Here is a 14,327-nt window from a genome sequence, read left to right on the forward strand (position 1 = left end):
GCGGACCTTGCGGACGACCGCTAAAGCGGATGCTCAAAAGCGTGACCCGGTTTTCTCGGACAAACGGGCACCGTTTGTCCAGGCATCAGGCTTTACCCCTTTGATTTAGGGCAAACCGCGTCGACTACCTGGAAAGCTCGATCACCTGATTGGTGCTGGTGAGCATGACCCATTTGCCGTTGCGCTGTTCGATCGCCGACACCTTGCTGGAATCGGGCAATTTCGAGCCGCGCTGGACGAGCCACAGGCCGGTGTCGTCCTCGATCATGGCGCGGCCGTTGGCGACGTGGACCATACGGAATTTCGCGACGTCGGCAGGAAAGGGCTGATCGCCGGGCGGCGATGCCGGCCTTGAATCGTCCTGCACCGTTGCCGTGGCAAACAGGTCGAGATTGGCGTTGGGAACGTCCTTCGCCGTCAGCGGCGCACTGCGTTCGGCGACCACGCCGCCACCCTCGCGCCCCGAATTGGTGCCGGTGCCGCCGAACTTGATCGCCTGGACGCCGAACTGGTCCTGGTTGAAGAAGATGTACCAGGGAAACAGGGCGCAGGTGAGACCGAGCGCAATGCCGAGCGCGGCAATGACGACATCGCTTCGCCGGTCGGGCTTCTTGCCCACCCTGGGAAATTGCGCCTTTGGCGGCTGCGGCCACTCGGTGACGCGGAACAGGTCGTCGATCAGCAAGTTGCGGCTGGCCTGCGCCATCTCGGCAGCCTCTACATGAGGAACCTCGTGAAGGGTGGGCTCGACAACCCTGGGCGCAATAGGCTCGGCTCTGCCAGCCCGGGGCAGGATCGGCTTGACAGCCCTGGCCAGAACAGCCTCGGCCTTGGCGGCTATGGCGCGAGCGGCTTTTGTCTTGGCCGCATTCGCTTCCCGTGTCCTGGCTTCCTCCGCGGCGTTCGCGTCGGCGATCATCTCGCGCAGGACGCGCTCGGTGTACTGTCGTTCACTCTCCTGGTTCGGCATTCTGCTTTCCCTTGAGATGACGGGCAAGGTCGGAGAACGGATCGGTCGAAGGACGGTCCCTGGGCGACTGCGTCAGCGCCTCGTAGATCAGCGGCACCTGGCGCACGGCAATGTCGAGCTCGGCATCGACGCCACCCTGATAGGCGCCGAGCAGGCGAATGTCGCGTGTGTCCTCGAAGCGCGAGATCATCGACTTCAGCCGGGTCACCAGGGCGCGCTGCTCGAGGCTCCACGCCTTGCCAGCCAGACGCGATATGGACGACAGCGGATTGACCGGCGGATAGCGGCCCTGTTCGGCGATCGCGCGGTCGAGCACGACATGGCCGTCGAGGATGCCGCGCACGGAATCGGCGACCGGATCGTTGTGATCGTCGCCATCGACCAGCACGGAAATGATGGCGGTAATCGAGCCTTTTCCCTCAGCTCCTGGCCCGGCTCGCTCAAGCAGCTTCGGCAGTTCTGTGAAAACCGAGGCAGGGTATCCGCGGGCGACCGGCGGCTCGCCGGTTCCCGTCGCCACTTCGCGCAACGCATGGGCGAAGCGGGTGATCGAATCCAGCACCAGGAGCACGCGGTGGCCCTGGTCGCGAAAATGCTCCGCGACCCGCATGGCGGTGTCGGGTGCGCGCCGGCGCATCATGGCGCTCTCATCGCTGGTGGCGACAACGGCCACGGTCTTGGCCATGCTGTCGCCGATCGTATCCTCGAGGAATTCGCGGACCTCGCGGCCGCGTTCGCCGATCAGCGCCACGACGACAGTGTCGAAAGCGTCGGCACCGGCGAGCATGGCAAGCAGCGTCGACTTGCCGACGCCGGAGCCGGCAAAGACGCCGAGGCGCTGGCCTAGGCACAGCGGCGTGAAGATGTCGATGACCTTGACGCCGGTCATGAACGCCGTGCCGACACGCTGCCGGGCCATGGCACCGGGCGTGGTGGCGCTGGCCGCCATGTCGTCACCCCTGACGAGCGGCGGGCCTCCGTCGATCGCCCGGGTCAGCGCATCTATGGTGCGGCCGCGCCACGAGCCGTGCGGAGCCACGGCGAGCGGGCCGCGGCGGAAGACGGCATCGCCGATACCGGCATCGGCACTGCGTTCGAAGGGGGCTACGACAACCTCGTCGCGGCTGATCTTGACGATTTCGCCGCGGCGCGCGCCGGCCAGGCCGCGCTGCTCGACGATGTCGCCCAACCGAGCGAAATCGGAAAGGCCGCGCACCTTGTAGTGCGTGGGCGTAACTTCGGTGACGAGGCCGCCACGCTTGACCAGCGCGTCGGCGCCGCTGAAGCGGCGCCATACACGCTCGAGCGCGGCCAGGCGGTCTTCCGGCGCCGGCTGCGGCTGTCTCTCGGGTGCGCGGATGGATGGCTGTTGGAGCGACATGCTACTTCGAGCCGAGCGTCTTGATCGCCTCGTCTGTGGAGGAATCCGTCTGCCGCATCAGGGCCGCGGTGTTTTCGAAGGCACGCTGGACCATGATCAGCCGCGTCATCTCCAGCACCGGATTGACGTTGGACTCCTCGACGAAGCCCTGGGCGATGCCGACATCGGAGCGATCGGTGACCGGTTCGGGCGTGCGTGCCGGCACGATGCCCGAATTGCCGTAGCGCACGAAGTTTACGCCCGGATCGAAATTGTAGAGGCCGATCGAGCCGACAAGCTGATCGTTCTGGCGCAGCGAGCCGTCGGCGCCTGCCTTGGGCGGGCCGTTGCGCGGGTCGAGCTGGATCGGCGCCCCGCCGGCATCGAGCACCGGATGGCCCTCGATCGACATCAGCTCACCATTCTCGTTCATGGAAAACCGGCCGTCGCGGGTCATGACGGGGCCGGCGGGCGTGTCGATGGCGAACCAGGCGTCGCCCTGGATGGCGAAATCGAATGGGTTGCCGGTCTCGTTCAGGGGGCCGTGGGCGCCGGAAAGATAGGTCTTGCCGGACGAAGCGAAGGAGACCGATTTCTGCCCGGTGCCGGACACCACGTCCTCGAATTTCACGCCAGTGGCGCGAAACCCGACGGTATTGGCGTTGGCGACATTGTCGGCGATCGTGTCGAGCCGGCGCTCGAGCGCCATTTGCGCGGAAAGGGCGACGTAGAGACTGTCCCGCATGGTCAGAACTTCAACTTCTGCATGGCCATCATCAGGTCGGTGGAGATGCCCGACGTGACCGGCTTGGCGAAGAGCACGCTGATCGACGACACCGCGGTCGAGGTCGGGTTGTTGATCTCGTACATGCTGGTGAAGCGGGTCAGGAACTTGGTGAGCTTCGCGGGATCGGTGAAATCCGTGAGGTCGAGCTTCTGCTCGAACAACTGCGCCTGCTTGTCGATATTGGCGGTGGCGAAGGAATCGGGCAGGCCGAGCGCGGTGCGCACGACGCTGGCAAGAGCCGTGTCGGCCAGCACGTCGTACCAGCTGGTTATGTCAGGCGCCTTGCGTTGGAAATAAAGCGCCAGCCGCACGCCCTGATTGGTCTGGCCGGCATCCTCTTCGAGCGTCTGGCGCAGATACTTGTCGACAGTTGGCTGCTGCGCCGGACTGATGGTGGTGGCGTTCTCGCCATTGGCTTCGAAATTGAAGGCCAAAGCCAGTCCCGCGTAAGCTGGGTTCGTCTGCTTGTTGGCGACACTGTCAGGATCGCTCACCTTGCTTTGCAGAACCTGCTTGATCAGGTCCTTGTCCTCGGTCGCGGAGTCTAGACCATATGCAGCCAGCGCGTAGGTGTAGAGCCGGCTGTTCGACATCAGATCGTCGACGGACTTCACCTTGGTGATGTTGGCGAGATAATAGGTCGTCTCGCCCTTCACATAGTCGGAATTCGGATCGAGACCGGCGATCTGCGCCTGCGTGGCGTAGTTCTTCATCACCAGCTGCTGCGCCTTGTTGTAGATCGTCGCATCGGCGCCGTTGGCGGCAAAATTAAATGCGCTGACGAACTGGGCGTAGCGCTTGTCGGTCAGCTTGTTGGCGAAGCTGTCGGGATCGGTGACGCCTTCCTTGAGCGCCTTGACCATGAACGCCTTGGCGTAGTCCATGTCTTCAAGCCCGTAGGCCTTCATGGCATATTTGAACAACCGATCGTTTTTGACGAAATCGTCTATCGATTTCACCTTGGTGATGTTGGCGAGATAATATTGCGTGTCGCGATCGACCGTCGGCTGTTTCTCGATCCGGTCGATCGACTTCGAGATGTCTCTGGTGATCAACTGGTAGCTGGTAAAGGTATTGAGCAAGGAAGCGCCTCCGGCCGAAGCAATGCCAGCACAATAGCGCCACTTCCTTGCGCGAAACTGAATCGCCTCAATTCGGTTCCATGACGGCTCCGATTCAAGCCTCACACAAGGCACGGGGACTATCCCTTGCACCTGATGTGAAATGCGGAAGGACCTGTCGTGGGCATTCTGATTGGACTGGTGGTAACGCTCGGCTGCGTCCTCGGCGGCTTCATGGCCATGGGCGGGCATCTGCACGTGCTGGTCCAGCCGTGGGAAGCCGTGGTCATCTGCGGCGCCGCACTGGGCACCTTCCTGGTCGCGAACCCGATGAAGACGGTCAAGGATACCGGCAAGGGCATCCTCGAGGCCTTCAAGCAGGCGGTGCCGAAGGAACAGGATTACCTGGAGACGCTCGGCGTGCTGCACAGCCTGATGCGCGAGCTGCGCTCGAAATCGCGCAGCGAGGTCGAGGCGCATATCGACAATCCGGAAGAATCAGCGATCTTCCAGGCCTTTCCGACCGTGCTCAAGAACCACGATTTGATGGCCTTCATCTGCGACTACTGCCGCATCATCATCATCGGCAATGCCCGCTCGCATGAGATCGAGGCGCTGATGGACGAGGAAATCCAGACCATCAAGTCCGACAAGATGAAGGCCTATCACGCGCTGGTCGCGGTCGGCGACGGCCTGCCGGCGCTGGGCATCGTTGCTGCTGTGCTTGGCGTGGTCAAGGCGATGGGCGCGCTCGACCAGTCGCCGGAAATCCTCGGTGGCCTGATCGGCGCCGCCCTGGTCGGCACGTTCCTTGGCATCTTCCTGTCCTACGCGGTGGTCGGGCCGGTCGCCACCAAGATCAAGACGGTGCGCGAGAAGAAGAACCGCCTCTATATCATCGTCAAGCAGACGCTGCTCGCCTACATGAACGGCGCCCTGCCGCAGGTGGCGATCGAGTTCGGCCGCAAGACCATCTCGTCCTATGAGCGGCCGACCATCGACGCCGTCGAGCAGAGCACGATGAACACCGGCGCCGCCGAGAAGAAGGCCGCCTGAGCGATGCACGACAGATCGGTGCCCACACGGTCATGACCAGTCCAGGCAGCCCCGCGCAAGCGCGCTCGCTGATCATAGAGCGTCTGGTCGGTGACAGCGGCGAGGCCGATCAGGTCATCGACGCCGGCCGTGCCATGGCCGAACGCGCCGTGCCGCTGCTGCAGAAGGGGCTGTCGAGCGGACTTGGCGTCCCCGTCATCGTCGATCTCAAGGCGGTCGAGGTCAGCCGCGTTACCGAGGCGCGCTCGCGCGCCGGCGACAATTTCGCCATGACCGTGGTCGGCTCGCCGGCGTCGTCGGACGCGATGACACTCGTCATCGACGCAGCCGCGATCGCGATCATGGTCTCCACGTTGTTCGGCGGCGACCCGGACATGCCGGTGTCGCCAATCGAGCGCGACCTGTCGCCGCTCGAGGCCGATGTCTCGACCATGGTGTTCCAGGAGGTAGCGCAGGCGCTGAACGGATCGGGGCAGCGCTCGCTCGAACTGCGACTGCCGGCCCCGCGTGCCATGTCCGGCATCGAGGCCAGGCGGCATGTTTTGCGTGACGGCGCGGCAATTCGCATCGTCCTTGGCATCTCGACGCCGGTCGACAGCGGCAGCATCACGGTGATGATGCCGCAGCGTATCGTGCTGGCCGGCCGCGACGGCATCGCCAGCGCCAGCGAGGCCGATCCCGGCACCAGTTGGCGCGCACGCTTTTCTGAAGAGGTGATGCGCTCGACGGTGGCGCTCGAAGCCACCATGCCGCTGGCGCGGCTGACGCTGGGCGACCTTGCGAAGCTGGAAGTGGGCCAGGTCATCGATTTCGAGGAAACGGCGCAATCGCGGGCTCGCCTCGGCGCGCGCGGCCAGACGCTGTTCGTATGCGAGTTCGGCAAGCTGGGGCAGAATTACACCGTCCGGATCAGGCATCCCTTCGATGCCGGGCAGGACTTTATCGACGGGTTGATGCCGGCTGGCGCCGGGCGCGCCTGAGCATTTGGAGACGATTGATGGCCAAGACCAAGGCAGAACCAGACCTCGACCAGCCGGACGAGCAGCTCGACCGCGCCATCGAGGAATTGCGCGGGGTCCTGCATGAAGAGGAACAGCGCCCCGATGCAGCCTTCCGGGCCGCGGCAGGGGCCAATTCCAGCGTCATCATGAACATCCCCGTCGATGTCCAGATCATCCTCGGCAGCACCGAGATGGCTGTGTCCGACCTGATGGCGTTGCAGAAAGGGTCGACGGTCGCGCTCAACCGCCGCATCGGCGAACCGGTCGACGTCGTCGTCAACGGCCGCAAGATCGCGCGTGGCGAGATCACGGTGCTGGAAAGCGATCCCTCGCGCTTCGGCATCAGGCTGACCGAAATCATCGCCGGTACGAAGGGCGCCTAGACATGGTTTGCGGGGCTTGCCGGTGGCAGCGGAGGCGAGAGGCAATATGACGACGCCGGCGACCCTGACGCGCGCGCAGAAGGCGGCCGCCATCCTGGTGGCTATGGGCAAGCCGTCGGCCAGCCGTCTCCTGAAATTCTTCAAGCAGGAGGAGCTGAAGGCGCTGATCGAGGGTGCGCGGCTGCTCAGGACAATTCCACAGAGCGATCTCGAGCGCATCGTCGCCGAATTCGAAGCCGAGTTCACCGAGGGCGCGGGCTTGCTCGATTCCGCCGACAGGATGGACACGATCCTCAATGAATCGCTCTCGCCCGAAGAGATGAGCGCGATCATGGGCGACAAGAAATTCGAGGTCGCTCCGGAAGGCCCACCACCGATCTGGCCCGAGCTCGAGAAGCTCGAGCCGGCGCGGCTGGGCACGTTCCTGGCCGGCGAACATCCGCAGACGGCGGCCATGGTGCTGTCGAAGCTGGCGCCGCAGACGGCGGCGGGGGTGCTTTTGACCCTGACCAAGCCGATGCGTGGCGAAATCATCAAGCGCATGGTGACCATGGCCAATGTTCCGGATGCCGCGGCCAGGATTGTCGAGAACCGGCTGCGCACCAGCGTGCTGGCCGAAACCTCGACCAAGGACACGTCGGTGGGGCAGGCGCGCGTCGCCAGCGTGCTCAATGAACTGGACAAGCCGCTGCTCGAGGAGGTCATGCAGGATCTGGAAGCCGCCGGTACGCCCGATCTCGACGGCGTGCGCGCGCGACTGTTCGCTTTCGACGACCTGCCGCTGCTTACGCAGAAGGCACGCGTGCTGCTGTTCGACGGACTGTCGACCGAACTTGTCACGCTGGCGTTGCGCGGCACGTCTGCGGCGCTCGCCGAGGCGGTGCTGTCGGCGATCGGCGCACGGTCACGACGCATGATCGAAGCCGAACTCGGGGAGGGGTCGGAAGGCATCCCCGCCGCCGACATCACGGCGGCACGCAAGACCATCGTGACGACGACGATCCGTCTGTCGCGCGAAGGGGCGTTCGAACTTCCTTCGACGCAGGACGCCGCCTAAGGCATGTCCGACGCCGTCGACAAGGATTCGAAAACCGAGGAGGCGACGGAAAAGAAGATCCGCGACACCATTGAACAGGGCAAGCTGCCCCATTCGAGGGAAACCGCGCTTCTCGCCTCCTTCGTCGCCATACTGGTGTTCACCGTCTTCTATGCCAAGGATGCCATCATCGACCTCGGCATGTTCCTGGCGACATTTCTCGAGAAGCCGGAAGCCTGGCCGATGGACACCGAGACCGATGTCATCGCGCTCTACAAACTCGTCATGCTGGAAGTGGGCCGCGCCCTCGTCAGCCTGCTGGTGCTGCTGAGTGTCGCCGGCATCGGCGCCTCGGTGCTGCAGAACATGCCGCAGATCGTCGGCGAGCGCATCAGGCCGCAGTTTTCGCGCATCTCGATCGTCAAGGGCTGGAACCGCATGTTCGGCGTTCAGGGCTGGGTCGAGTTCCTGAAGTCCTTGGGAAAGGTCGGCTTCGCCATTGCCGTGCTCTCCTTCACGCTGTCGGAAGATCACCGCAAGCTGCTCGCCGGGATGATCACCAATCCCGTTGCCTTCGGCCTCGTCATCCGCGGCATCGCGGTCGACATATTGGTGGCGATCGTCTTCGTCATGGGGCTGATCGCGGCGATCGACATCGTCTGGTCGCGCTTCCACTGGAAGCAGGACCTGCGCATGAGCAAGCAGGAGGTCAAGGATGAGTTCAAGCAGTCCGAGGGCGACCCGATCGTCAAGTCTCGGCTGCGCTCGCTGGCACGCGACCGCGCGCGCAAGCGGATGATGACGGCGGTGCCGCGCGCGACGCTGATCATCGCCAACCCGACCCACTTCTCGATTGCGCTGAAATATGTGCGCGACGAGGATTCGGCGCCGCTTGTGGTGGCCAAGGGGCAGGACCTGGTGGCGCTGAAAATCCGCGAGATCGCCAGGGAACACAACATCCCGATCTTCGAGGACGTGGCGCTCGCCCGCTCCATGTACAAGCAAGTTTCGGTCGATAATGTGATCCCGTCGCAATTCTACCAGGCCGTCGCCGAACTGGTGCGGATCGTCTACTCGAAAAAGGCTGAGCGCAGACAGATTTCATGAACCGCCAACCGCACGCAAAATCCCGCGAGATCATCGTCGCCAGCGCCATCGAGCAAGTGGTGGGCGAACTGAGGCTGATCGATGTCGCCGACTATATCGCCTTCATCCGGCTGGAGCATTTCGCCTGCCTGTCGGACCTGGTCGATTCAGCGGCGGAGCTGTTCTTCATGCCCGGCACGCTCAGGCTCGGTCATGGCGGCGAGGCGCATGTCGACTGGAGCGGCAGCCCGCGCATCGTGCTCGACCTTGAGCTGCGGCCGCCTGGGGCGACGGTCTATTTCCAGCTGACGCTGAGCGAGAACGGCAACTCGGTCGTGGTCAACTACGTCTCGTTCGAGAAGCCGGGCGAAGATCCCGAGCACAATACGGCCTTGCTCGAGACTGTGATCGAAGAGGCTCGTATCCGCAGGGTCGAGCCGCTGGCCTTCTGATATCTACTTGAACCTCAACAGACCTCGACCGCTCGGATCGTTTCACTATTCGATCAAACCGAGCCGCAGCGCCTTGGCCACCGCCTGGTTGCGGTTGACGGCGTTGAGCTTCTGCGTCGACTGGGTCAGGTACTGGTTGGCGGTGTGCACCGACAGTTTCAGCAGCCGCGCGATCTCTTCGCTGGTGTTGCCGTTGGCGGTCAGCTTCAGGCATTCGAGTTCGCGCTTGGAGATGGCGCGCGTCCTGCCGGCATCGCTCGGAAGGATCCGGGCGACAGCGGCGAACAGCGAAAAACAGCGGGCATGGATTTCGTAGAGCGTATCCTGGGGGAGGGCGATCTCCGATCCGAGGAAGACGACAAGACCGCACTGGCCGCGATCGGCATGGACGGGCAAGGCGATACCGCTGGTGCCGGGCGCCAGCGGCGCCATCTGCTCGGTCCAGGCGAGTTTGCCGAACATCTCAGCCATAGCCGCGACGCCGTCATCCGCCCACCAGCGCGGCTCCGTCGAGTTTCGGGTGTGACGCACGATCTCCTCGCCATTGGCGGCCGAGATGAACTTCGTCGCCACCGCGACGCCGGGATAGTCGGAATCGAAACACGGGACCAGCCGTGCCCGCTCCGGTGACGGGCTGACGAAGAACAGGCCGAAGGCCGAGGCGTTGATGTCGACCGATATCCAGCGGCAGCGGCGCACGGCATCGGGAATGGTGACCGCGTGATGCGTTTCGGAGCCGAGCGAGAAGGCGCCGAACGGGTTGCGCTGCTCGTTGAAAAGGGCTTCGGCTGCTTCCTTGATGTCGGCGTTTTTCAAATGATGCCACTCCTGATCGCCGTGGCGATGGCCATCGCGCGGTTGCTGGCGGCAAACTTCTGGATGGCGTGGGTGATGTAGCTGTTGACGGTGTTGGACGAGACGCCAAGGATGACGGCGACCTCATCGGTGGTCTTGCCCTCCGAGACCCAGAACAGGCATTCGCGCTCGCGGTCAGACAGCGGATCCTGCATGGCGGCGGCGGCGATCAGCTGCGGAATGTGCGAGAGCGCATAGCAGCACTTCAGTTGCGCCTTCATCAGTGCCGGCTGGTCGATCTTGCCGGCACTTGCCGCCGAGAACAGGGCGAACAGGCGCTGACGACCGACATTCAGCCGCAGCGAATAGATCTCGGCATGGCCGAGCACGTCGAGCAGGCGGGCCTCTTCGCCGGAGACCAGTCCATCCGCATCCGGCGCCTGCGCCGCCACCAGCGGTCTTGGACGGGTACCGGGCGCAACGGTGAGCGTGCCCTGGGCAAGGCCGGCGATCAGCCGCTTGCCGATCAATTCGATGGCGTCGAAGATCCAGTTCGAGGAGACGATGCGCGCGTCGTTGCGGTCCTGGTCATGGACCATGGCGACCAGCATGTAGCTGTCGGCGCCGATCTCGGCGGTCAATTCCATGAAAAAGCTGGTGAGATCACCGCGCGACGTCAGGCGCGAGCCTAGTGTGTCGGATTGAAGAAGCGCGGCGGGACTGCTCATCTGATGCTTTTGGCCGGAATCGATTCTGATGTCCGGATGCTGGAGAGCCAGCCGCCGAACCCGAAAACGCGTTACTTTTACGAGACACACACGAGGCGCGGGGCCGCGCCAATCAGACGGAATCCATTCAGGGAACGCGAAGCCGTCCGCGTCTGGCGCCGGAAAATTTCCGGAACGTGAGACTTTGGGTGGTCGCCGCGCCCCCCGAGGACCGGCTGATTCGGTTCTAATCTACCCGCAGATGAATCCGACATCAAACGCGATTTGACAAAATCGAATCTGATGGACTCGAGGTGCGATTCAGGAGGCGATTTTCGTAGCCTTCGAGGCGTGAAAATGTCGGGACTGTGCAAGCCGGCCATATCGGCGGCCGGCCCGTTGCGATAGATTCGAAAATGCCGAAGGGATGGGCATCTCCGGCAATCGAGCCTGTAGACGGCATGACTCACGAAGTCGTTACACAGGCTGATGGCATATTTGGGTTTCGGGGGGAAACTATGAGCGATTCATTTCGGGAAGTTACGTCCGTCTCGTGGTTCGGGCGGATCAAACGCGCGGTCGGCGGGGTCATATTCGGCCTGCTTCTAGTCGTGCTGATGGTGATCGGGCTGTTCTGGAACGAAGGCCGCGCGGTGCAGACGGCGCGCTCGCTGGCCGAGGGCGCCGGCGCCGTCGTCTCCACGGGCGCCGCCAGTGTCGACGCCGCCAATGACGGCAAACTGGTGCATGTCAGCGGGCCGGTGACAGCCGATAGCGGGCTGTCGGATCCGGATTTCGGGATCGCGGCGCAAGGCCTGCGCCTGTCGCGCAGCGTCGAGATGTATCAGTGGAAGGAAGACTCCAAATCCGAGACCACCAAGAAGCTCGGCGGCGGCGAGGAGACGGAGACGACCTACAGCTATTCGAAGGTGTGGGACGACAGCCAGATCGACTCGTCGGATTTCAAGAAGCCGGATGGCCATCAGAATCCGCCGATGGCGATCCACAGCCGGACCTTCCAGATTCCGGAAGGCAAGCTCGTCGCCTTCGATCTCGATGCGCCAGTGCTGGATCGCATCGAGGGCGACAAGGATCTTTCGCTATCGCCAAGCCAGTCGGCCGCGATAAAGGCCGCCTATTCCGGGACGAAGCCGCTCAGCATCGTCGACGGCAGGATCTATCTCGGTACCGACAACACAACGCCGGCGCTCGGCGACTACCGCATCGGCTACGACCTTGCGCCGCTCGGCGTGATCAGCATCGTCGCGCGCCAGGCCGGCAGCCGGTTCGAGCCTTACCAGACGGAAGCAGGCGATGCGCTGCTGATGGTCGATACGGGCCAGGTGCCAGCCGACAAGATGTTCGCCGAGGCGGTCAGCGCCAACACGCTGATCACCTGGCTGCTGCGTGCCGCCGGCCTGCTGCTTTTGACGATCGGCTTTGCGCTGTTCCTCAGCCCGATCGGCGTGATCCTCGACGTCATCCCGTTCCTCGGCAGCATGGCGCGGATGGGAACCGGCATCATCGCCTTCTTCCTGGCGATCCTGGTCGGCACGACGACGATCGCGATTGCCTGGTTCTGGTATCGGCCGGTTCTGGCGGTTGGCATCCTGGCCGCCGGCGTCATCGCTGCGGCGGCGGTCTATTATCTCGGGCGGTCACGCAAGCCAGTGGCGCCGATGGCCGCGCCAGGCACTGGCACCGCGGCGTAGCCTGCGAACAAGGGCGGCCACGCGCCCTTTTCTTTCGTGCCTGTCGCTGTGCTTGCGAGAAGGTCTACCGATCCTCGAAACCGGTCAGCACGCCGACGGCGTTGATGCCGATCTCCTCGACGGCATAGCCGCCTTCCATGACGAACAGCGTCGGCAGGCCGAGTTTGGCGATGCGGCGCCCGATCTTGGGATAGTCGGGGCTGGTCAGCTTGAACTGGCTGATCGGGTCCTTCTCGAAGGTGTCGACGCCGAGCGAGACGATGACGATGTCGGGCGCGTAGGCGGCGAGCTTCGCGCAGGCGTCCTCCAGCGAGGCGTTCCAGGCGTCCCAGCCGGTGCCGAAGGGCATCGGATAGTTGATGTTGAAGCCTTCGCCCGCGCCGGCGCCACGCTCGTCGGCGTGGCCGAGGAAGAACGGATACTCGACCATCGGGTCGCCATGCAGATTGAGAACCTGTACGTCGGCGCGATCATAGAAGATCTCCTGCGTACCGTTGCCGTGGTGGTAGTCGACGTCGAGGATGGAGACACGGCTTGCGCCCTGGTCGCGGAACCATTGCGCCGCGACGGCGGCGTTGTTGATGTAGCAATAGCCGCCCATGAAGCCGGCGCCGGCATGATGGCCGGGCGGACGGCAGAGCGCGAAGGCGGACCTTTCGCCGGCCTTGACCAGGCCGGCGGCGGTGAGCGCCACGTCATAGGACGACTTGATCGCCGTCCATGTGCCTTCGACGAAGGTGGCGCCGGCATCGAAGGAATAGTAGCCGAGCAGCGCATCGACACGCTTCGGCGGCACGTCGCCGCGCAGGCCGCGCGTCGGCCAGGTGAAGGGCATCGCCGTGCCCTCGTGACCGGAAGCCACCCACTGCGGCCAGACTGTCGGCAGGAAGTCGATATAGTCCGATTTGTGAATGCGTTTGGCGGCCGCAAGATCGTGCTCGAGCGGCAGGACGATCGGACCGAGCTTCTCGCTTTCGACCCGCGCCTTGATGAATTCGGCGCGCGAGGGCTTTTCAAAACCCGGCACGATCGCTGATGTGACCAGTTCCATCTGGCCGGCATGGCCGGCATGAAGCGGCGAATAGACAGTCTTCATAAAATTCCTCTCGAAATGCGAAATCAGTCAAGGTTGAGGTAGGGGGTCACCAAAGCGAGCCACATTCTTTCCACATCGTCCTCGATGAGGTCATATGTCTTGCGATCTCTTTTCAGCCCCACGAGCCGGCAGGCGTGCCCGACGTCCATCATCAGCACGCCGAGCCGGCTGGCGATCTCGTCTTCAAGGGCTGGATTCACATGCTGCAGCCATGCGGCGTACAGCGCGATGATCTGCTCGTCATATTCGTCCTGGATCGGCCTGAGGTCGGCGTTGCCGGAAATGGCCTCGATCACCGGCATCAGGGTGGCGTTGTCGCGATAGAGCGTGGACGTGTCGATGAAGAGCTTGCGCACTTCCTGGCGAAACTCGTCGCGGTTGGTGGGCGGCACGACCTCGATGCGCCTCGCGATCACCTCGGGAAAGGAGGACAGCCAGCGCCGGGCGAGGTCCAGGAGAATGGCTTCCTTGTTGGGAAAGTATTGGTAGACCGAACCGACCGACAGGCCGGCGCGCCGGGCAATGGCGAGCGTCGTCGGCGCCTTGGTTCCCTGCTCCCGCGTCAAGACCAGCGCCGCGTCGAGAATCCGGTCGACCACCTTGCTCGACCGCTGTTGCCGCGGCTGCTTGCGCGGTTCGAGCGCCATCCTGGTTTCGCGGCTGAGACTGCGCTTCACTGCTCGATGTCCTCGTTCCCTGCCGGGTCTCAATACGGGTGCAGGTGCTGTCCAATACATTCGAAATTCGGTACGTTGACAAACGCGAATAATTAGTCGCATTCTTTTATCCACGCTGTTTTCAGGGATCACAAGGGGAATTTCCAGA

The 14,327-nt window shown here is 63.5% G+C and carries 15 protein-coding genes; 7 read left to right on the forward strand and 8 right to left on the reverse strand.

All coding sequences use genetic code 11. The annotated features are described in order from the left end of the window. Window positions 1-124: 124 nt before the first annotated feature. From MESOP_RS10035 to MESOP_RS10050, 4 genes are read right to left on the reverse strand one after another with little or no spacing between them, the layout of a single operon-like run. Complete coding sequence (locus tag MESOP_RS10035) at window positions 125-970, reverse strand: hypothetical protein (RefSeq protein WP_013893218.1); 846 nt, start codon at window positions 968-970, stop codon at window positions 125-127. Beyond that, entirely contained in the window at window positions 951-2,351 is a 1,401-nt protein-coding gene (fliI, locus tag MESOP_RS10040; protein ID WP_013893219.1) for a flagellar protein export ATPase FliI, read from the reverse strand. Before fliI ends, MESOP_RS10035 begins: the two co-directional genes overlap by 20 nt. A 1-nt stretch (window position 2,352) precedes the next feature. Continuing rightward, entirely contained in the window at window positions 2,353-3,075 is a 723-nt protein-coding gene (flgF, locus tag MESOP_RS10045) for a flagellar basal-body rod protein FlgF (protein ID WP_013893220.1), read from the reverse strand. Between the two features lie 2 nt (window positions 3,076-3,077). Further along, window positions 3,078-4,199, reverse strand: a complete 1,122-nt coding sequence (locus MESOP_RS10050) for a DUF1217 domain-containing protein (protein ID WP_013893221.1) — start codon at window positions 4,197-4,199, stop codon at window positions 3,078-3,080. Between the two features lie 159 nt (window positions 4,200-4,358). Between MESOP_RS10050 and motA the strand changes: the two genes are divergently transcribed. From motA to MESOP_RS10080, 6 genes are read left to right on the forward strand one after another with little or no spacing between them, the layout of a single operon-like run. Further along, complete coding sequence (gene motA, locus MESOP_RS10055) at window positions 4,359-5,234, forward strand: flagellar motor stator protein MotA (protein ID WP_013893222.1); 876 nt, start codon at window positions 4,359-4,361, stop codon at window positions 5,232-5,234. A 32-nt stretch (window positions 5,235-5,266) separates the two neighbouring features. After that, on the forward strand, window positions 5,267-6,214 hold the full coding sequence (locus MESOP_RS10060; protein ID WP_013893223.1) for a FliM/FliN family flagellar motor switch protein: 948 nt from the start codon (window positions 5,267-5,269) through the stop codon (window positions 6,212-6,214). Between the two features lie 17 nt (window positions 6,215-6,231). Beyond that, entirely contained in the window at window positions 6,232-6,618 is a 387-nt protein-coding gene (gene fliN / locus MESOP_RS10065) for a flagellar motor switch protein FliN (protein WP_013893224.1), read from the forward strand. 46 nt (window positions 6,619-6,664) lie between these two features. After that, window positions 6,665-7,675, forward strand: coding sequence for a flagellar motor switch protein FliG (locus MESOP_RS10070; RefSeq protein ID WP_013893225.1), 1,011 nt, complete (start codon window positions 6,665-6,667; stop codon window positions 7,673-7,675). Between the two features lie 3 nt (window positions 7,676-7,678). Continuing rightward, complete coding sequence (flhB, locus tag MESOP_RS10075; RefSeq protein ID WP_013893226.1) at window positions 7,679-8,761, forward strand: flagellar biosynthesis protein FlhB; 1,083 nt, start codon at window positions 7,679-7,681, stop codon at window positions 8,759-8,761. Then, window positions 8,758-9,192: a hypothetical protein gene (locus MESOP_RS10080; protein ID WP_013893227.1), complete on the forward strand. Its 435-nt coding sequence runs from the start codon at window positions 8,758-8,760 to the stop codon at window positions 9,190-9,192. Before flhB ends, MESOP_RS10080 begins: the two co-directional genes overlap by 4 nt. Before the next feature lie 45 nt (window positions 9,193-9,237). Here the strand turns inward: MESOP_RS10080 and MESOP_RS10085 are convergent, their stop codons facing one another. Next, window positions 9,238-10,008, reverse strand: a complete 771-nt coding sequence (locus MESOP_RS10085; protein ID WP_013893228.1) for a helix-turn-helix transcriptional regulator — start codon at window positions 10,006-10,008, stop codon at window positions 9,238-9,240. Then, window positions 10,005-10,715, reverse strand: a complete 711-nt coding sequence (locus tag MESOP_RS10090) for a helix-turn-helix transcriptional regulator (protein ID WP_013893229.1) — start codon at window positions 10,713-10,715, stop codon at window positions 10,005-10,007. The genes MESOP_RS10085 and MESOP_RS10090 overlap by 4 nt, the downstream gene beginning before the upstream one ends. Window positions 10,716-11,212: 497 nt before the next feature. On the opposite strand from MESOP_RS10090, the gene MESOP_RS10095 reads away from it, so the two are divergent. Next, entirely contained in the window at window positions 11,213-12,406 is a 1,194-nt protein-coding gene (locus MESOP_RS10095) for a TMEM43 family protein (RefSeq protein ID WP_013893230.1), read from the forward strand. Window positions 12,407-12,470: 64 nt separating this feature from the next. Here the strand turns inward: MESOP_RS10095 and MESOP_RS10100 are convergent, their stop codons facing one another. Further along, window positions 12,471-13,502, reverse strand: a complete 1,032-nt coding sequence (locus MESOP_RS10100; RefSeq protein WP_013893231.1) for a histone deacetylase family protein — start codon at window positions 13,500-13,502, stop codon at window positions 12,471-12,473. A gap of 23 nt (window positions 13,503-13,525) precedes the next feature. Further along, the gene (locus MESOP_RS10105; protein WP_013893232.1) at window positions 13,526-14,179 is read right to left on the reverse strand and encodes a TetR/AcrR family transcriptional regulator; all 654 of its coding nucleotides are present in this window, start codon (window positions 14,177-14,179) and stop codon (window positions 13,526-13,528) included. Between the last annotated feature and the right edge of the window lie 148 nt (window positions 14,180-14,327).

This window comes from Mesorhizobium opportunistum WSM2075 (genome assembly GCF_000176035.2).
Lineage (GTDB): Bacteria > Pseudomonadota > Alphaproteobacteria > Rhizobiales > Rhizobiaceae > Mesorhizobium > Mesorhizobium opportunistum.

Excerpts from the sequence above, each read along its gene's own strand:
- MESOP_RS10035 (WP_013893218.1), bottom strand. The coding sequence starts at position 970 with ATGCCGAACCAGGAGAGTGAACGACAGTACACCGAGCGCGTCCTGCGC.
- fliI (WP_013893219.1), bottom strand. The coding sequence starts at position 2,351 with ATGTCGCTCCAACAGCCATCCATCCGCGCACCCGAGAGACAGCCGCAG.
- flgF (WP_013893220.1), bottom strand. The coding sequence starts at position 3,075 with ATGCGGGACAGTCTCTACGTCGCCCTTTCCGCGCAAATGGCGCTCGAG.
- MESOP_RS10060 (WP_013893223.1), top strand. The coding sequence starts at position 5,267 with ATGACCAGTCCAGGCAGCCCCGCGCAAGCGCGCTCGCTGATCATAGAG.
- fliN (WP_013893224.1), top strand. The coding sequence starts at position 6,232 with ATGGCCAAGACCAAGGCAGAACCAGACCTCGACCAGCCGGACGAGCAG.
- MESOP_RS10070 (WP_013893225.1), top strand. The coding sequence starts at position 6,665 with ATGACGACGCCGGCGACCCTGACGCGCGCGCAGAAGGCGGCCGCCATC.
- flhB (WP_013893226.1), top strand. The coding sequence starts at position 7,679 with ATGTCCGACGCCGTCGACAAGGATTCGAAAACCGAGGAGGCGACGGAA.
- MESOP_RS10080 (WP_013893227.1), top strand. The coding sequence starts at position 8,758 with ATGAACCGCCAACCGCACGCAAAATCCCGCGAGATCATCGTCGCCAGC.
- MESOP_RS10090 (WP_013893229.1), bottom strand. The coding sequence starts at position 10,715 with ATGAGCAGTCCCGCCGCGCTTCTTCAATCCGACACACTAGGCTCGCGC.
- MESOP_RS10095 (WP_013893230.1), top strand. The coding sequence starts at position 11,213 with ATGAGCGATTCATTTCGGGAAGTTACGTCCGTCTCGTGGTTCGGGCGG.
- MESOP_RS10100 (WP_013893231.1), bottom strand. The coding sequence starts at position 13,502 with ATGAAGACTGTCTATTCGCCGCTTCATGCCGGCCATGCCGGCCAGATG.